Here is a 17,555-nt window from a genome sequence, read left to right as displayed (position 1 = left end):
TTAGCCGCAACCGCAAGTGTAATATTGCATCTTTCTTTCCGCTGGATCGGGCGACTTCCCGTCCAGTTTCCAACCGAAACCTCCATGCAGCGCGACAAATCCTTCAAATCCAAAGGCCCAGAACTGACAGAAGACGACGTACCGAGGCCGTCCCTCGCTCTTCATCTGCGCGCGACGATCATTTTGGTTGTCCTGTGCCTTCTGGGCTCGTTCAGCACTCTCCCGATGCTGATGGCGGCCCGTGCCAATGCAGGACAGGCTTATACGATGGGCCTGCTCCCCCTGATGGGAATTGCCGCTCTCCAGACACTCGTTCTTTTCGGTCTCGCGGCATTCCTGGGTCTCCGCGCCGCGGCAGCCTGCGGGCTTTCAGGCGCGCCTTTTATCGTTCGTTGCGCCGGCGGCAACGGCCCGGTTCCGGTGGTCCGCTCCTTCCTGATCGCTGCGGGTCTCGGCATTATCGCCGGCCTTATGGTCGTTGCAGCCGATCTGATGGTGTTCCAGGCCGGAGCAACGCGTTTCTCGATGCCCGCGTTCGATCGGTCTCTCGGTTTGAGCCTCCTGACCGGCGTCCTCTATGGAGGCGTCAACGAGGAGGTCCTTATGCGTCTCTTCCTTGTTTCCGGGTTGGTTTACTTGCTCGTGCGGATATTCACCAAGGATCGAAAGATGCGATCCTGGCATCAATGGACCGCCATCGTAATCGCAGCCCTGGTGTTCGGCGCAGCCCATCTCCCTTTCACGAGCCTCCTGACGGCCCTGACCCCCCTGATCATCCTCCGCGCGCTCGTGCTCAACGGGATTGTGGGGCTTCTCTGTGGAAGGCTCTATGTGCTTTTCGGAGTTGAAGCGGCCATGATCGCCCACGCCGCAGCCCACCTTCCGCTACAGCTTGCGGTCAAAGCCTTTCAGCCCTGATCCGACGATCCGGGAGACGGATCGGAGGCTGTCCGACGACCCCGCGAGGTGTAGCGCGAGACCATTTCGTCCCGCAGCGCTTCCTCCTCGACGAGTCTGCTTCCGCCGACCCAGACCTCGCACACTCGGCCTTCGGCATCGCGAACCCTGCGCAAGGGCTCGCGGATGCTGTTAAAGCCGGATCCGTGCACGATGAGTCCGTTGTCGCAATCGCTCATCTCCGCCTCGCTGCCGTCGGCAAAAGGCCAGAACGAGTAAGGAGTGGCCGTGACGACCCGCTTCCCGAGCGGCACAAGATCGGTGGCGCCCCAGATGCTCCACCAGCGGCCGCGCCAATCCGCGATATCATCCGCCGGGGCGCCCTTTTGCGAATATGTCTTCAGAATATGCGCAATTCCCTCGACCCAAAGGGCGGCCGGTGCATCGATCGCGTTGGCGAGAACGGTGATGGCAACGCCGTGCGGAACATAGACGGCCGTCCGGGATAAAAAGCCCTGCAGCGATCCCGAATGGCCGAACGACGCCCATTCGCCCGGCGGCCCCATCAATGTGCCGAGCCCGTAATGGCGTTCCTGGACGCCACCTTCGTCACGCCACCTGCGCCGGATCATGTCGCGTCGGCTGGCCACGGTGAGAATGCTCGTCTCGGCCTTCGGGGAGAGCTGGGCGAAGAAGCGCACAAGGTCGCTCGCGCTCGCGACGAAACCACCGGCCGGAGCGATGGCATTGGCGGGGGCATCGCCGGCAATGACGACCCGGCGTCCCAATGGCAGAGGCGCGCTGTGACCGCGCGCGAGAACGCGATTTCCGATGAAGGGAGTGTCGGGCGCAATCGCCGGCAGGCCTGCGGGCTCGAGAACCTCGCGCTGTACCCACGCGGCATAAGGTTCACCTGTGATCGCCTCGACCACGAGACCGAGCAGCCCGTAACCGTGGTTGGAATACTTGAACGCCTCTCCCGGCTCCAGAGGCTGAGTGTTTCCGAGATCGGCCCGCAACTCCTCCGCAGAGAGGTAGGGCCGCCTGTCCATGAACTGGCCGCTGTCCCGGCCGTCACGGGTAAGGCCTGCGCTATGGCTGAGGAGCTGCTCCAGGGTTGCTTCGGCAACACGCGGATGGAGCCCTTTCACATAGCGTCCAACCGGATCGTCGAGGCGGACGTGTCCCATCTCGCGCAGCTTGAGGATCGCACTTGCCGTGAATGTCTTGGAATGGGATGCAACGCGAAACATGTGACGGGGGGTGAGCTTCTCACCCGTTGAAAGATCGGCAACGCCGAAGGCAGCCTCGTAAACGAGCTTTTCCTGAAACGTGATGGCGACCGCACAGCCCGGCTGATCCAGGGTGCGCAGCTGAAACGGCAGCCACGACGAAATGTAGGATAAAGCCGCATCGAGCCAGGCATCCATGATTCCACCTTCCACAAAGGACGCGCCAGCTGACTCATCTTGCTCTATGATCCGGCAACAGACGCGAGGGATCCGATGCAACCAAGCCTCATTACTGCCGCAGCGGCAAGCCTGCTGTTCAGCGCTGTGGCCATAATGCCGGGAACCGCTCTCGCCTGCCCTCCGGGCTTTTCGGCGTTGCAGGGCTCGGACACCTGCGTGCGCGTCAGTGGCCGCGTTCGCGCCGAGACGGTTATCGGCGCAAGCCGCACCCGTGGATCGGATTCCGTCCGAACGGGAGCCAGCGGCCGCGTGCAGCTCGATGTTCGCAAACAGACGGAATATGGCCCGTTGCGCGCCGTCATCCGGGCCGAAGGGGTCCGCTAGCCCACAGGCGGGGTGCGCGCCAACCTGCGGATTGCCCTTACCGGAACCATAAAAAAAGCCTCACCGACTTAAAGGCGGCGAGGCTTTGGTGGTCAAACGCTTCCGTTAGCGCGGAAGCGTATTGCCGTAGCTATCGGGGTCCGTGACCTGCGAGCCGCTGGCATTCGGCACCGGCCCCGGGACGTACATCGGGCCTGGCACGTACATCGGCCCTGGAGCGTACATCGGGCCGGGGACCGGCTGCACGATGATAGATCCCGTCGCCATCGGTTCATTGCCGGGCGTCGTGCCGGCATTGTTGTAGGAGCACGGAGCCGTGGTCAGGGAGCCACTGGCGTTCGGCGAAGGCGCGCAGGTACCGACGGCCACGCCCTGACCCGGATACGGCATCATACCGGGGCGCGCGGTATCGCCATAGGTCAGCGGGTTCGTCGTCTGGGAGCCGCTGGCGTTCGGAACAGGCGCCGGATAAGGCTGTGCCATCGCACCGGCCGTGCTGATGAGCAGAGCCCCAAGGGCAGCGGTCAAGGTTATGCGTCGCATCGAAAGTCTCCTCCGTTAGGCGGCGGGCCGAAAGCCAGGGTCGTTGTCGGGCCAACGCGACCCCGATCAAAAAGTTCGACGTTCGGACAGGGGCGATGACCGCACCACTCTCTGGAAAGGGCCACCCCCGAGAGGACTAAAAGCTTGAAATATACCGCGTTTCTATGTCTTCGCTCGATGAGCCGGCCAAGGGGATCTCCCGGTCTTCAAAGAAACGTGAGACCCGGCAACAAAACCGGCAACAAAAAAGGAGGGCTGCAGCCCTCCCTGTTTCTTGGCCGGACGCGAGGCGCAGCCTAGTCGGGAATAACCCGCACCGCGCCCCGGGCCGCGCTCGTCGTCATAGCCGCATAAGCCTTGAGGGCCGTTGAAACTTTGCGGGTGCGCCCCTGCGGTTTCCAGGCTTTGGTCCCCTTGGCTTCCTCGGCCGCCCGACGCTGGGCAAGGACATCGTCGCTCACCGCCAGACGGATGGACCGGTTCGGGATATCGATCTCGATGCGATCGCCCTCCTCCACCAGACCGATCAGACCGCCTTCGGCCGCCTCCGGGGAAGCGTGGCCGATGGAGAGGCCCGAGGTACCGCCCGAGAAGCGGCCATCCGTGATGAGCGCGCAGGCCTTTCCGAGGCCCTTCGACTTCAGGTAGCTGGTCGGATAGAGCATCTCCTGCATTCCGGGGCCACCGCGCGGCCCCTCATAGCGAATCACCACCACGTCGCCGGCTTTCACGCCGCCACCGAGAATGCCCTTCACGGCGTCGTCCTGGCTCTCGAAAACTCTCGCTGGCCCGCTGAAGGTCAGGATGCTCTCATCGACGCCCGCCGTCTTCACGATGCAGCCATCCTCGGCGATGTTGCCATAAAGCACCGCCAGCCCTCCGTCCTTCGAGAAGGCATGATCCTTGTCACGAATGACGCCCTTCTGCCGGTCCAGATCGAGTTCCTCCCAGCGCCTTTCCTGACTGAAAGCCACCTGGGTCGGCACACCGCCCGGGGCCGCCTGATAGAAGGTCCGCACGGCCTCGCTGTTGGTCCGCGTCACGTCCCACCGGTCGAGCGCGTCGCCGATGCTCTCGCTGTGCACGGTATGCGTGTCGCGATGGATGAGCCCGGCACGGTCGAGCTCGCCCAGGATTCCCATGATTCCGCCGGCCCGATGCACGTCCTCGATGTGAACGTCCGCCACGGCGGGCGCGACCTTGCAGAGCACCGGAACACGCCGCGAGAGACGATCGATGTCCTTCATGGTGAAGGGCACGTCACCCTCATGGGCGGCAGCCAGGAGATGCAGCACCGTGTTCGTGGATCCGCCCATGGCGATGTCCAGGGTCATGGCATTCTCGAATGCCTCGAAGCTCGCAACCGAGCGCGGCAGGACGGAAGCATCGTCCTGCTCGTAATATCGGCGTGCGAGATCAACGATCAGGTGCCCGGCCTCGACGAAGAGGCGCTTGCGATCCGCATGGGTTGCCAGAACCGTCCCGTTTCCGGGCAGCGACAGTCCCAGCGCTTCCGTCAGGCAGTTCATGGAGTTGGCCGTGAACATGCCGGAGCAGGAACCGCAGGTCGGGCAGGCGGACCGCTCGACGGCCGTCACCTCTTCGTCGGTATAGCTGTCGTCGGCCGCGACGATCATCGCGTCGATGAGATCCATGGCCTTGAGCTTGCCGCGCAGATTGACCTTGCCGGCCTCCATCGGACCGCCGGAGACGAACACCGTCGGGATGTTCAGGCGCAGCGATGCCATCAGCATGCCGGGGGTGATCTTGTCGCAATTGGAGATGCAGACCATCGCGTCGGCACAGTGGGCATTTACCATGTACTCGACCGAATCCGCGATGATTTCGCGCGAGGGCAGGCTGTAGAGCATGCCGTCGTGTCCCATGGCGATGCCGTCATCCACGGCAATCGTGTTGAATTCCTTGGCGACACCTCCGGCCTTTTCGATCTCGCGCGCAACCATCTGGCCCAGGTCCTTGAGGTGCACGTGTCCGGGCACGAACTGGGTGAAGGAATTGACCACCGCAATAATCGGCTTGCCGAAATCCTCGTCTTTCATGCCCGTGGCGCGCCAAAGTCCGCGGGCGCCGGCCATGTTGCGGCCATGGGTGGTGGTACGGGAACGATAATGCGGCATAGCGAGACCTAAAATTACGAAAGAAACGCGAAAGGCGGAGGTTTATTACACAGGCGCCCTCTTCCGTCCAACCCCAAGGATGCGTCGATGGCGACGCAGCACCCATGTTCACGGCACATAGCCTCGAAATGGCGGGCGTGTGCGCCTCAGCACAGTAAGCGGGCTGCCGCATGGTTAATGACAATTTAGACTCTCCAGCGGACAAGACCGGAGGCGTTCCATGTCATCTCAAGCCAGCTTCTCCCGCGTTCTGATTGCGTTCGATAACCGGGCTCTCCAGGAAATCCGCTTGGCGATCCGGGCCGTTCAGACGGCCCACCCGAGGAGTCACTTGGCAAAGCTCGCTATGGCCAAGCTGAGGACCATCGAAACGGTTTACAGATAGCCGACCCTACTCGCAGTCTGGAGCCACGCCCACGGCTCGCACGTCCCGTTTGAGATGGGATAACGGCAAAGGCGCATCGGATTTTGCGCGGGTCAGAACGAAATTCGAGCGGATATCGCCGATCATCGGAAGGGTGAGGAGCTTTTCCGTCAGCATCCGCTCATAGGCCTTCAAATTCGGCACAACGATCTCGGCCACGAAATCCGCCGTACCGGAGACCATGTGGCAGGCCACGACCTCGGGCATGCCGGAAAGCGCGTCTTGCAAGGCCCTGGCGTTGTCGCGGGAGTGCTTCTCGACCTTGATCTCCACGAAAACCGTCAGACCGAGACCAACGGATTCCCGATCCAGCACGGCCCGGTAGGTGCGGATGAAGCCATCCCGCTCAAGGCGCCGGACCCGCCGCAGACAAGGGGACGGCGACAGCCCGACCTGGTCCGCCAGCTCGTTGTTGGTCAGCCGTCCGTCTCCTTGCAGGGCAGACAGGATCTTCAGATCAATGGCATCCAGGTTGATATAGGGCATTTCAACGCTCTTCCGGGCTTTGGCGCAATTTTATGCCAAGATGACAACACATCATGACTGAACTTCGCAAGGACATGCCTCGGCCTTTCGGAGCATTCTGGAATCCCGATGAAGGAAGCATCCATGTCCGAAGCTGTTCACAATCCCTCCGCCCCGCCTCTTGAGAAAGCCGATCGGCGCATGCTTCTCGGATGGGGAGCAGGCTTTGTCACTGTCATTATCTGGGCCTTCTGGATGGTTGGAACGCGCCACGCCGTCACCCATGACTTGCCCCCGGCCGCCATTGGCATCGTTCGTTTTGCGGTACCGGCTCTCCTGCTGGCCCCCTTCACGATCCGGGGCGGCATCTGGCCCAAGGGCCTTCCTCTCAAGATCGGTCTTGGCCTTCTGTGCTCAGGGGCGCCCTTTTTCCTCATCGTCGCAACCGGGATGCGGTACGCGCCCGCCGCCGATATCGGTCCCCTACTGCCCGGCACCATGCCGCTGTTCGTGGCGCTGATCGGCTGGCTCGTCTTCGGTGACAAGCTGGGCGGCTCTCGCGTTCTCGGCTTTGGCCTGATCCTTGCAGCGGATCTGAGCGTTGCCGGTCACAGCCTGCTCGATCCGACAAGCGGCGCCTGGCGTGGCCACCTACTTATCCTGTCAGGCGCGTTCCTGTGGGGCATCTACACCCACGCCTATCGGCGCAGCGGGCTCACAGCTCTTCAGGCGGCGGGACTCATCGGCCTTTGGTCCGTCATCCTTCTGCTTCCGCTCGGTGCCCCTGCCCTCGTTCAGGCCGCAACCAACGGAATGGCCGGCGCGATTCTCGTTCAGGCGATTCTTCAGGGATTGGTCTCCGGCGTCATTGCCGTCGTTCTCTATGGATACGCCATCGATCGCCTGGGCCCCTCTCGCGCCGCTGCACTGTCCCCTCTGGGTCCGGTGTTGGCGGCCGTCTTGGCGATCCCGGTGCTCGGCGAAGTTCCCAGCCTCGCGGCAAGTGTAGGAATCGGCTTCATGACCCTGGGCGTATTGCTAGCGAGCGGGCTGCTTGCCTCGAAGGAAATCCACACCAAAGGGTGACCCTCATCGCCGACCCAGCCTGTGATTAGTTCCGTCCCGGACCCTAGGCGGTCCGTAGCATACCAGCGTTCCGCTTATCGCTCAGCAGCAACAGGATAAGGCCGAAGAGGGGTATGAGAATGTCGGTGTAGAATATCACGCCGGCATTGCCTGGGGCGTAGTTGTGCGCCTCCACCATCTGCACGGCATGCCCGACGGCTGCGCCCCAGAGAAAGCACGCAGGTCCTACGACCGCCGCCAGGCGCAGACCGGGACTGCCCTTGAAGGCCAGGAAGCCGACCACGGAGAAGCCGAGGCTCGCGAACCCGACTTCCTTCTGAAAAGGACTTGTCTGCCATCCGATAAAAGAAGCCGCCATTTCGGAAAAGAAGACGTGCATCACGAAATTGTACAGGAAGGTCACGCCCAAGGAAAAGAACAGGAACCAGGACAGCAGCGCCTCCACGACCTGAAGCCGGCTCCAGGGACGCGGTTTCGGCAGGAGCGAAACCAGCGCCGCCAGCAAGCCGAGGACGAAGAACGTCAGCGTAAAATTGCTCAACAGGAAGACGATGGTCCGCTGCATGATGCCCCCGATGGCGGTTTTTCGGAGCGCACTGTGCCGCCTCGGCAGCACTGCGGCAAGCGGCAGGAGCGCATGGCCGACACGTGGCTAACAAGGAAAGGGGCCGAAAGATCGGCCCCTTTCAGTTCTGCCGATGTCCGGCCTTACTGGTTCGTGCTGCCGCTCGTCGAAGAGCCGCTCGGCTGCTGAAGGCGCGTGCCGCCGGAACCGCTCTGCGTCGAGGTGTTGCTCCGCGAGCCGGTATCCAAGTTCATGCGGCTGCGGGTCGAAACGGAGCCGGTGGCTTCCGGGCTCGAGGAACGTTCACGAACGGAGGTGGATACGTTCACGTCGGCGGACGGACGAACGGTCCGGCGCTGCTCCACGGATACGCCGACGCGGGGCGATTCCTCGCGGATATGCCGGACGCTCCGGCGGGTCACGGAGACACTCGGCTCATGGACCTCGTAACGGCGCACGGTCTTGCGGCGCACCTCGACCGGCTCATCATGAACCACGTAATGGCGCTTCTTGACCACGACCTTGGTGGGCTTCTTCTTTGTCTTCACCACGACCTTTTTCGAGGCGGGCTTCTTCTTGACGACGGTGCGATGGACGACGGTGTCCGGCTCTTCATAAGAGGTGACGACACGGCGGCGCGAAACGGACACGCTCGGCTCCTCGACCTCCCGAATGGAACGGGTACGCTGAACCGTGACATCCCGATGCTCGCGGGTCTCGACTCCGGTGCGGACACCGCTGTCGATCCGGGCGCGGATGCGGGTCTCGGTCCCGGAGGACGGGCTCCGGTCGCCCGTGGAGTGTCTGAGGGTCGTCGAGGAATCGGTCCGGCTCTGAGTGGGCGCGGATGTGTCAGGTGTGGGCGTCGCAGGCGCCTGAGCGTAAACGGTGGTACTCAACAGCGCGAGCCCTAGACCAAAGGCGATAGTCTTCATCGCAACATCTCCTCCAAAGCAACAATCGGGAAGAGAACGCGAACTCTTATTTCAGGTTCCTGAAATCTTAGCCATTGTGGCAATCTATACTTCATCAATACGAGATGAATATTCGTTCATATTTGGTGCCATCGGTGAATTACAGCCGAACACTCGGAAGCCATGCTCTTATCAGCCCGGATACTGCCAAGCTCCGGCAAGCTGTGCTGTACCAGTTCTGGATGCACCCGGCACATGCCTGTTAACGTGGCCTTAGGGCGTCATGCTACTAAAGCATAACAGACCTACAGTATTACCACTCCTCTTCGGCGCCGCACTCCCTTATATGCTGCATTGCACACGCAAGAACAAACGCCGCCGGTCACCCCGGGCCGGCTAACTCAAGGAGCTACCAATGTTCGTTACCTACATCCTCTCTAAGGTCCGCGCCTATATGCGTTATCGCGAGACCGTCCGCGAGCTGTCGCAGCTTTCCGACCGCGAGCTTGACGATCTGGGCATCTCCCGCTTCCAGATCGACAACATCGCTCGGCAGCACGCCACTGCATAATATATTGCTGCATTGCAGCAAAGGCCCTCGCCCGCCCTTCGGCGGGCGTTTGCCGTTCTGGACCCTTCATCTCCCGCCTGACACGCTGATGTTGGCGCCGGTGATATAGGAAGCAGCATCGGACATCAGGAACAGGATCGTCTCGGCAATCTCTTCCGGTTCGCCGATCCTGTTCATGGGGATCTTGGAGCGAAAGCGCTCCACGCGCGCGGCATCGCCGGTGCTCTTCTCGTGAATCTCCGTGCGGGTGATCCCGGGCGAGACGGCATTCACCCGCACGCCCTCCCCGGCCAGCTCCTGCGACAGCCCGATTGTCATGGCGTCCACGGCGGCTTTCGAGGCCGCGTACCAGACATATTCCCCGGCGCTCCCCAGCCGCGAGGCGACGGAGGAAATGTTCACGATCGTCCCGCCCTGGCCGCCATTGCTCTTGGACAGGCGCCGTGCGGCTTCCCGCGCCACCCAAAGCGCGCCGAGGACGTTCACGTCGACACAGGCGCGGATGGTCTCGTCCGACGCTTGCTCCAAACGGCTGGAACGCCCGGTGATGCCCGCGTTGTTCACCACATGGGAGATCGGCCCAAGGCCGGCCGCAACCTCATCGAACACCCGAATGACATCCGCCGCGGCCGCCATGTCGCCCTGGCAGGCGATGGCGGCGGCTCCCGCCTCGCGACAGGCCGCGACCACCCGTTCGGCCGCATCCCGCTCGGAACGGTAATTGACGGCCACATCGTAACCGCGCTTTGCCGCCAGATGCGCCAACGCAGCGCCTATGCCTCGGCTGCCGCCTGTTATAAGCACGATGGGTCGCTTTGAGGCCATGATCCTTAAAACCTTTGCTCGATTGGGAATGGTCCAGCTTGACCCGTACGGTCGGGAGGGTCAACAAAGCGCCGTTCGAGAGGATGATCATGAGCAAGCTTCAACCGATCCACGTCGTCGGCGGCGGCCTCGCAGGTTCCGAGGCAACTTGGCAGATCGCCCAGGCGGGCGTCCCGGTGGTTCTCCACGAGATGCGGCCGGTGCGCGGCACCGACGCCCACAAGACCCAGGGCTTGGCGGAACTCGTCTGCTCCAATTCCTTCCGGTCCGACGACGCCGACACCAATGCGGTCGGCCTGCTCCATCAGGAAATGCGCTCCCTCGGCTCGCTCATCATGGCCAAGGGCGATGCCAACCAGGTACCCGCAGGCGGGGCGCTGGCCGTGGACCGCGACGGATTCTCGGACGCCGTGACCGCCGCCCTCGAGGCGCATCCCCTCGTCACTATCGAACGCGGCGAGATCGCGGGCCTTCCCCCGGAGGAATGGTCTTCCGTCATCATCGCCACCGGCCCGCTCACCTCTCCCTCTCTGGCGGAAGCGATTCTCGCACTCACCGGCGAGACGTCCCTCGCCTTCTTCGATGCCATTGCCCCCATCGTGTATCGCGAATCCATCGACATGGACGTGGCGTGGTTTCAATCGCGCTACGACAAGGTCGGCCCCGGCGGCACGGGCAAGGACTACATCAACTGCCCCATGACGAAGGAGCAGTACGAGGCCTTCGTGGACGCGCTGATCGCGGGCGACAAGGCCGAGTTCAAGGAATGGGAGGCCAATACGCCGTATTTCGACGGCTGCCTTCCCATCGAGGTCATGGCCGAGCGCGGCCGCGAGACCCTGCGCCACGGCCCCATGAAGCCCGTCGGCCTCACCGATCCACGCAATCCTGACCGCAAGCCCTACGCCATAGTGCAGCTGCGCCAGGACAACGCCCTCGGCACCCTCTTCAACATGGTCGGGTTCCAGACGAAGCTGAAATACGGCGAGCAGACCGGCATCTTCCGCATGATCCCGGGCCTCGAGAACGCGGAATTCGCGCGCCTCGGCGGCATTCACCGCAACACCTACCTCAACTCGCCGAAGCTCCTCGATCCAACCCTGCGCCTGAAGGCCATGCCGCGCCTGCGCTTCGCGGGCCAGATCACCGGCTGCGAAGGCTATGTGGAAAGCGCTGCGGTCGGCCTGATGACGGGGCGTTTTGCAGCTGCGGAACGGCTCGGCCAGCCGATCCAGCCCCTGCCGCACACCACGGCCCTCGGGGCGCTGATCAACCACATCACGGGCGGGCATATCGAGACCATCGACGAGGGTCCGCGCTCCTTCCAGCCCATGAACGTGAATTTCGGCCTCTTCCCGCCCCTTGCCCAGGCACCGAAGGCGGAGGACGGCAAGCGGCTACGGGGCTCCGCCAAAGCCATCGCCCGGAAGAAGATGCTGACGGATCGCGCCCGGGCGGATCTCGCGGCCTGGATGGCCGCAGCTCAACTGCCGGCGGCGGCGGAGTAGCGCTCCGCGACGCGCAACCGCCGATCGGGGCGATAAACGCGGGGGCCTAGGGCGCTTTGCGCCACAGCGCCCAGATCTTCCGCCAGCGTGGCAAGTCCACCTGGGAATGGAACGGATCGTAATCGGGCCGTTCCATTTGCCGGAGATAGGGCTCCACGAGGGCGAGCATGCGGAACGCGGGCGCCGCATCGGGAGGAATGGTCGGACGGAGTGTCCTGACCTGGTCGAGGTGCCGCCGCGCCACGGCGCGCAGGTCCGCAAGCGCCCCTTTGAGACCCGGCCCTCCGCGACCCGTCACGATGTCGTCACGCACCACCCCATGACGGCCGAGAATGTCTGCGGGGAGAAAGACCTGGCCCTGGCGGGCATGCCACGGAAAGGCGCGCAGGAGTCCCGTTACCGCATAGGCGACGCCCGCATGACCGGCCGCATCCGCGTTTCCGGGATCGGATCCGCCCATCAGGATGATGCTTGCAAGCCGGATGAGGCTCGACGACGTTTCTCCGCAGTAACCTTCAAGGTCGTTCAGCGACGGCATCGGATCGTCGTAGAGGTCGAAGATCCGGGCATCGATCACGCTGACCAGCGCCGCGCGCGGCAACCGGAACTTTACGATCGTGTCGTCCAGGGCGGCGGCGACCGGATTGGCCTTCACATCGCCGCGCGCTTCACCCTGCAGGGCATCGCGCCACCATTGCAGGCGGATCTCTCCGAGGACGGCCTCGCGGACGGAATCCCGCACCCGCGCGATTTCGTAGTTGAACGCGTGCAGCGCGTGAATGTGTGGACGCTTGTCCGCCGGAGCGAACTGGCTGGCCCAGAACCGATCCGGATCGGCCTCGCGAACGAGCGCCTCACAATGGGAATAGGCGAAGGCGAGATCCTCGGACGCCATGTCAGGGCACGGCGATCAGCGCCGCCGCGACCTTGCGGCCTTCGGCGAGCAGGATGTTGTAAGTCCGCGCCGCGGCGCCGCTCTGCATCACGTCGAGACCGATGCGGTGCTCCCGGAAATTCAGCCGCAACCGTTCCGGGATGGCCGCGACATCGACGCCGGTGCCGAGCAGAAAGAACTCGATCTCCTCCGCTTCCGCGAAAACCGGCGCGAGAGTCTCTGCCGTGATTTCGGCGACCGACGAGACCGGCCAGGCTTTGATGCCTGACGGCAGGATCAGGATGGACCCGCGATGGGACATGTCCGCGAAGCGGAAGCCCCCGTTGCCATAGGCGTCGATGGGATAACGCCCCGGCACGAAGCCGTCATAGATACGGCCGCCGCTCATGAGCCTTACTCCGCCGGGGCGACCTTGCCCTCGGGCGCCTTGACCGTTTCCGTGCTGCGCAGGCCGATATAGATCAGCATCGGCGACGAAATGAAGATCGCCGAATAGGTACAGACCACGACGCCGTACAACATGACCTGTGCGAAGCCTTCGATGGCGCGCCCCCCGAACAGCACGAGCGCCAGCAGCGACAATGCCGTCGTGGTCGCCGTCATCACCGTTCGTGACATGGTGGTGTTGATGGAGAGGTTGAGAAGCTCCGTCACCGGCATCGTCTTGTAGCGGCGCATGAGCTCACGGGTTCGGTCGAACACGACGACGGTTTCGTTGAGCGAATAGCCGACGATGGTCAGGATCGCGGCGATCGACGTCATGTTGAACTCGTGCCGGGTGATCACGAAGAACCCGACGGTGAGAACGATGTCGTGAAGAGTGCCGACGATGGCGCCGATGGCCAGCTCGCGCTCGAAGCGGAACCACAGATAGAACAGCACCGCGATCACCGAAAGGATGATGCCGATGGTGCCGGACTGGACGAGCTCGCCCGAGACGCGGGGACCGACGGTCTCCACGCGGCGGAACTCATAATCGTTTCCGAAGGTATCCCGCACCTTCTGCACCACGGCGCTCTGCGCCGCCTCGCCGCCCGCCTGAATCGGGAAGCGCAGCGACAGCCCGCCGGCCGTCCCGAACTCCTGAACCTCGACCTCGCCGAAGCCGAATCCTTCGGCCGTCTGACGGATCTTGGCGACGTCCGCTTGCCCGGACTTGGCCTGCAGCTCCATGAGCGTGCCGCCCTTGAAGTCGATGCCGAAATTCAGGCCATGGGTCAGCAGCAGCAGAACCGTCAGCACCGACAGAGCCGCCGAGAGCGGGAAGGAAAAGCGCCGGAAGCGCATGAAGTCGAAATGGGCGCTTTCAGGCCAGATGCGGATAAGGCGCACGGTACAAGTTCCTTAGAAAGGAAGGGTTTTCGGACGCATCCAGTGATACCAGAGCGCAATCATCATGCGCGTCAGCGTCACGGCGGTGATCACCGTCGTCAGGATGCCGAGAATAAAGACCACTGCGAAGCCGCGCACCGGCCCCGACCCGAGGAAGAACAGGATCACGGCGGCGATCGCCATGGTGCTGTTCGAGTCCACGATGGTCGCGAAGGCGCGCTCGAAGCCGGCCTGGATCGCGGACGGAATCGAGCGACCGGCATGCGCTTCCTCGCGGATGCGCTCGTAGATCAGCACGTTCGAGTCGACGGCAGTGCCGATCGTCAGAACGATACCGGCGATGCCCGGCAGCGTCAGCGTCGCCTCGAGAACGGACATGAGGCCGAAGATCAGGCCCACATGGACGAGAAGCGCCACGTTCGCGAACAGGCCGAACAATCCGTAGGTCACGATCATGAAGATCATGACCAGGACCGCCGCCACATAGGTCGCCTTCTTGCCGGCCTCGATGGAATCCTGCCCGAGGCCCGGCCCGACCGTGCGCTCCTCGACGATGGTCAGCTTGGCCGGCAGGGCGCCGGCGCGCAGGAGAACCGCCAGATCCTGGGCCTGCTGCACCGTGAAGCGGCCGGAAATCTGGCCGGAGCCGCCCGTGATCGCCGATTGAATGGTCGGCGCGGAGATCACTTCGTTGTCGAGCACGATGGCGAGCGGGCGTCCGATATTCTCGGAGGTCGCCTGTCCGAAGCGCTGAGCACCGCGGATGTTGAAGCGGAAGTTGACGATGGGCTCGTTGGTGCGGCTGTCGAAGGCCGGCTGCGCATCCACGAGGTCGGCGCCTTCGGCGATGACGCGCCGCTCCACGGGCGACTTCTGGCCTCCGGCATCCCGCATCGGTAGCATGTCCACGTCGGTGGCGCCCTGCTGGCCGAGCAGGCGGAATTCGAGCTTGGCGGTTCGGCCCAGCAGCTCCTTCAGGCGCTGCGGATCCTGAAGGCCAGGCACCTGGACGAGGACGCGGTCCGCGCCCTGCCGTTGAATGCTGGGCTCCGTCGTGCCGGTGACGTCGATACGGCGGCGGATGACCTCGATGGACTGGTCGACCGCGCGCCGCACCTTCTCGTTGATGCCTGCGTCCGTATAGGTGAGCGTGATCAACCCGTCCGGAGTGACCGCCACGTCGAGGTCGCGTCCGCCGCCCTGGCCGAGCACAGCATTGCCGATCGGCTGAGACAGCTCGCGCAGACGCGGCAGGATCTTGTCGCGGTCGCCCGCATCGGGAACGCGGATCTGGACGCCGCGCGGGTTGAGCTGGATGCCGCCCTGGGGATTTACGCGCGCCTCGCGCAACACCCGCCGCACGTCGTCGCGAAGGGTGGTGCTCTGCGTCCGCAGAAGGTCGGGGATATCCACCTCGAGCAGGACGTGAGAGCCGCCCTGCAAGTCAAGACCGAGCACGACGGCACGGGATGGAATCAGCCACGAGGGCACCCAGCTCGGCAGGGAGCGCTGGAAGGCTTCCCGCTCCTCGCGACCCATCAAGCTCGGAACGGCGAGAAGAAGGCCGATAAGGATGACCGCCATCGTGGCGATGATCTTCGACTTCGAGAAGCGCAACATCGTCAACTCAACCTTTTCTAGGCAGGGCCGTTAGGCCTTGACCGGCTCGCCCTTCGTCCGGACTTCGGAAATATTGGCGCGCGCGACCTTCACCTTCACGCCGTCCGCGATCTCGACCTCGATATCGGAGGTGTCCTCGATCACCCGGGTCACCTTGCCGACAATCCCGCCGGACGTCACCACCGTATCGCCGCGGCGCACGTTCTTGATCATCTCCTGATGCTCGCGGACCCGGCGCTGCTGCGGCCGAATGATCAGGAACCACATAATGACGAAAATGAGGATGAAGGGGACGAGATTCGTCGCCAAAGACATCATGTCTGACCCGGCGGGGGCCCCTTGCGCGAAGGCGGGCGTAATGAACAAGCGGCTCTCCATGGAGTAAGGCGCGTGGTGGGCCTTTCAGGGCTCACCCGCGCCGGACGGGGTTGGAACGCGGCGGACTATACCCATCGACTTCACGAAATCAATGAAGTTGGGGGGATTTCCAAAGCCCGTCGCCATGGACGATGCCTGGCTTCCACGCTAAGCAGGGCTTTTATCCGCCAGAAGCGCCATGTCCAAGCCTCTTTCCGACAAGCCTCTTTCCGAGAAGCCTCTTTCCGACCTGCCTCCCGCTGCCTCGCCCGAGGCTCTCGCGCTTCTGCAGCGGATCGCCGATGCCCTCGATCGCCTGTCCCCGGCCTCCAAGGTTCACGCAGAATTTACGGCGGCGGACGCCTTCGTGTGGCAGGCGGCCTCCCGGCGGCTCGCTCCCGTCCCGAAAGTGAACCGGGTGGAGATGAGCCTTTTGCGCGGCATCGACCGGGTGCGCGATACCCTTGCGGAGAACACCCGACGCTTCGCCGCGGGGCTTCCGGCCAACAACGCCCTCCTCTGGGGTGCCCGTGGCATGGGCAAGTCGTCCTTGGTGAAGGCCGTCCACGCGGAGATCAATCATTTCCATGGCCCCGAATCGCGCCCTCTCAAGCTGATCGAGATCCATCGTGAGGATATCGAGACCCTGCCCGACCTCATGGGTCTGCTGCGCGCCGACCCGCACCGCTTCATCATCTTTTGCGACGATCTCTCGTTCGATACCGACGATACGTCCTACAAATCTCTGAAAGCGGTGCTGGAGGGCGGGATCGAGGGCCGGCCCGACAACGTGATCTTCTACGCCACGTCGAACCGCCGCCACCTCCTCCCCCGGGACATGATGGACAACGAGCGCTCCACCGCCATCAATCCCGGAGAGGCCATCGAGGAAAAGGTCTCCCTTTCCGACCGGTTCGGGCTCTGGCTCGGCTTCCATAAGTGCAGCCAGGACGAGTATCTCGACATGGTCTACGGCTATGTGGATCACCTCGGCCTCGCCGTGGATCGCGCGACCATCCGGGCGGAATCGCTGGAATGGGCAACGACCCGCGGCGCTCGCTCCGGCCGCACGGCCTGGCAGTACATCCAGGACCTCGCCGGTCGCCTCGGCAAGGCGATCTGATGGCTCTTTCGGAGCCGAAAGGCGAACAGACTCCGCACCTGCGCCATGGCTCAGCCAGGCAGTAATGTTCTCATTTTGTTCTTGACGGGCGGGACAAGCTGAGCTATATCGTTTCACAGATCAGGTCCTGACGAGGGGCGCACTCGCGAGGCGTCGCAAGAGCGGGACCGGACACGGTCCCGTGCTCGCTCTTGACGCAGAAGCAAGTGACGGGAGGCCCAGGATGCTGGGCGGGTTGTCGGGATCGGTCGCAGGCCCCCGTTGCACGAAACGGATCACGCCTGCGGCGATGCCTGAGCCTTGCCTCTCCTGTCCGCCTAAAAGAACCGTGCGCGAAGAGGCCTCCCGGCTCTTCCCTTCACCATCACCATCGAGCCGGGCTGCCCGACGCGCCACCCTCGATCGCTTCCCCTCCGGGCCGCCCAGCCCGGAGGCCACCGCCCCATGCCGTGACGCGCTCCGCTGTCACGGGCTCGCCCGTCATGCGCTCCGCTGT

General features: G+C 63.5%; 19 protein-coding genes. 7 read left to right on the top strand and 12 right to left on the bottom strand.

All coding sequences use genetic code 11. The features are described from left to right. Window positions 1–84 precede the first annotated feature (84 nt). A complete protein-coding gene (locus LJD17_RS16410) occupies window positions 85–918 on the top strand; it encodes a CPBP family glutamic-type intramembrane protease (protein WP_227385277.1) in 834 nt (277 codons plus the stop codon). Here the strand turns inward: LJD17_RS16410 and LJD17_RS16405 are convergent. After that, window positions 909–2,327 carry a serine hydrolase domain-containing protein gene (locus tag LJD17_RS16405; protein ID WP_227385276.1) on the bottom strand — a complete coding sequence of 473 codons (1,419 nt, stop codon included), beginning with the start codon at window positions 2,325–2,327 and terminating at the stop codon, window positions 909–911. The two genes, LJD17_RS16410 and LJD17_RS16405, sit on opposite strands and share 10 nt — an antisense overlap. A gap of 75 nt (window positions 2,328–2,402) precedes the next feature. On the opposite strand from LJD17_RS16405, the gene LJD17_RS16400 reads away from it, so the two are divergent. Next, window positions 2,403–2,693, top strand: coding sequence for a porin (locus LJD17_RS16400; RefSeq protein WP_227385275.1), 291 nt, complete (start codon window positions 2,403–2,405; stop codon window positions 2,691–2,693). Between the two features lie 105 nt (window positions 2,694–2,798). Here the strand turns inward: LJD17_RS16400 and LJD17_RS24105 are convergent, their stop codons facing one another. Both LJD17_RS24105 and ilvD read right to left on the bottom strand, forming a co-directional pair. Then, window positions 2,799–3,236, bottom strand: a complete 438-nt coding sequence (locus LJD17_RS24105; protein ID WP_264478448.1) for a hypothetical protein — start codon at window positions 3,234–3,236, stop codon at window positions 2,799–2,801. Window positions 3,237–3,532: 296 nt separating this feature from the next. After that, on the bottom strand, window positions 3,533–5,374 hold the full coding sequence (gene ilvD / locus LJD17_RS16390) for a dihydroxy-acid dehydratase (protein WP_227385273.1): 1,842 nt from the start codon (window positions 5,372–5,374) through the stop codon (window positions 3,533–3,535). A gap of 220 nt (window positions 5,375–5,594) precedes the next feature. Here ilvD and LJD17_RS16385 point away from each other — a divergent pair, with 220 nt between their 5' ends. Next, window positions 5,595–5,759: a hypothetical protein gene (locus LJD17_RS16385; protein WP_227385272.1), complete on the top strand. Its 165-nt coding sequence runs from the start codon at window positions 5,595–5,597 to the stop codon at window positions 5,757–5,759. A 6-nt stretch (window positions 5,760–5,765) separates the two neighbouring features. Here LJD17_RS16385 and LJD17_RS16380 read toward each other — a convergent pair whose 3' ends face one another. Then, window positions 5,766–6,284: an Lrp/AsnC family transcriptional regulator gene (locus LJD17_RS16380; RefSeq protein ID WP_227385271.1), complete on the bottom strand. Its 519-nt coding sequence runs from the start codon at window positions 6,282–6,284 to the stop codon at window positions 5,766–5,768. A 123-nt stretch (window positions 6,285–6,407) separates the two neighbouring features. Here LJD17_RS16380 and LJD17_RS16375 point away from each other — a divergent pair, with 123 nt between their 5' ends. Beyond that, window positions 6,408–7,349 carry a DMT family transporter gene (locus tag LJD17_RS16375; RefSeq protein ID WP_227385270.1) on the top strand — a complete coding sequence of 314 codons (942 nt, stop codon included), beginning with the start codon at window positions 6,408–6,410 and terminating at the stop codon, window positions 7,347–7,349. 43 nt (window positions 7,350–7,392) lie between these two features. On the opposite strand, the gene LJD17_RS16370 is transcribed toward LJD17_RS16375, so the two are convergent. Together LJD17_RS16370 and LJD17_RS16365 are read right to left on the bottom strand one after the other, a co-directional pair. Further along, on the bottom strand, window positions 7,393–7,914 hold the full coding sequence (locus LJD17_RS16370) for a DUF6790 family protein (RefSeq protein ID WP_227385269.1): 522 nt from the start codon (window positions 7,912–7,914) through the stop codon (window positions 7,393–7,395). 143 nt (window positions 7,915–8,057) lie between these two features. Next, window positions 8,058–8,849: a hypothetical protein gene (locus tag LJD17_RS16365; RefSeq protein WP_227385268.1), complete on the bottom strand. Its 792-nt coding sequence runs from the start codon at window positions 8,847–8,849 to the stop codon at window positions 8,058–8,060. A gap of 394 nt (window positions 8,850–9,243) precedes the next feature. Between LJD17_RS16365 and LJD17_RS16360 the strand changes: the two genes are divergently transcribed. Next, on the top strand, window positions 9,244–9,399 hold the full coding sequence (locus tag LJD17_RS16360; RefSeq protein ID WP_227385267.1) for a DUF1127 domain-containing protein: 156 nt from the start codon (window positions 9,244–9,246) through the stop codon (window positions 9,397–9,399). Window positions 9,400–9,465: 66 nt separating this feature from the next. Here LJD17_RS16360 and LJD17_RS16355 read toward each other — a convergent pair whose 3' ends face one another. Then, complete coding sequence (locus LJD17_RS16355; protein WP_227385266.1) at window positions 9,466–10,224, bottom strand: SDR family oxidoreductase; 759 nt, start codon at window positions 10,222–10,224, stop codon at window positions 9,466–9,468. Between the two features lie 89 nt (window positions 10,225–10,313). Here LJD17_RS16355 and trmFO point away from each other — a divergent pair, with 89 nt between their 5' ends. After that, window positions 10,314–11,732 carry a methylenetetrahydrofolate--tRNA-(uracil(54)-C(5))-methyltransferase (FADH(2)-oxidizing) TrmFO gene (trmFO, locus tag LJD17_RS16350; RefSeq protein WP_227385265.1) on the top strand — a complete coding sequence of 473 codons (1,419 nt, stop codon included), beginning with the start codon at window positions 10,314–10,316 and terminating at the stop codon, window positions 11,730–11,732. Between the two features lie 46 nt (window positions 11,733–11,778). On the opposite strand, the gene LJD17_RS16345 is transcribed toward trmFO, so the two are convergent. Genes LJD17_RS16345 through yajC form a run of 5 tightly spaced genes read right to left on the bottom strand, consistent with a single transcriptional unit; the run spans window position 11,779 to window position 15,897 of the window. Then, window positions 11,779–12,627: a phytoene/squalene synthase family protein gene (locus LJD17_RS16345; RefSeq protein WP_227385264.1), complete on the bottom strand. Its 849-nt coding sequence runs from the start codon at window positions 12,625–12,627 to the stop codon at window positions 11,779–11,781. 1 nt (window position 12,628) lies between these two features. Further along, window positions 12,629–13,015, bottom strand: coding sequence for an Mth938-like domain-containing protein (locus LJD17_RS16340; protein WP_227385263.1), 387 nt, complete (start codon window positions 13,013–13,015; stop codon window positions 12,629–12,631). Between the two features lie 5 nt (window positions 13,016–13,020). After that, window positions 13,021–13,959, bottom strand: a complete 939-nt coding sequence (secF, locus tag LJD17_RS16335; RefSeq protein ID WP_227385262.1) for a protein translocase subunit SecF — start codon at window positions 13,957–13,959, stop codon at window positions 13,021–13,023. Between the two features lie 12 nt (window positions 13,960–13,971). After that, entirely contained in the window at window positions 13,972–15,579 is a 1,608-nt protein-coding gene (gene secD / locus LJD17_RS16330; RefSeq protein WP_227385261.1) for a protein translocase subunit SecD, read from the bottom strand. Window positions 15,580–15,609: 30 nt separating this feature from the next. Then, a complete protein-coding gene (gene yajC, locus LJD17_RS16325; RefSeq protein ID WP_227385260.1) occupies window positions 15,610–15,897 on the bottom strand; it encodes a preprotein translocase subunit YajC in 288 nt (95 codons plus the stop codon). A gap of 238 nt (window positions 15,898–16,135) precedes the next feature. On the opposite strand from yajC, the gene LJD17_RS16320 reads away from it, so the two are divergent. After that, window positions 16,136–17,059: an ATP-binding protein gene (locus tag LJD17_RS16320; protein ID WP_227385259.1), complete on the top strand. Its 924-nt coding sequence runs from the start codon at window positions 16,136–16,138 to the stop codon at window positions 17,057–17,059. Window positions 17,060–17,555: the final 496 nt, after the last annotated feature.

This window comes from Microvirga rosea, from assembly GCF_020595095.1.
GTDB lineage: Bacteria > Pseudomonadota > Alphaproteobacteria > Rhizobiales > Beijerinckiaceae > Microvirga > Microvirga rosea.
Note: the sequence above shows the minus strand (reverse complement) of the source record. Positions and strands in the feature narration are given on the sequence as shown.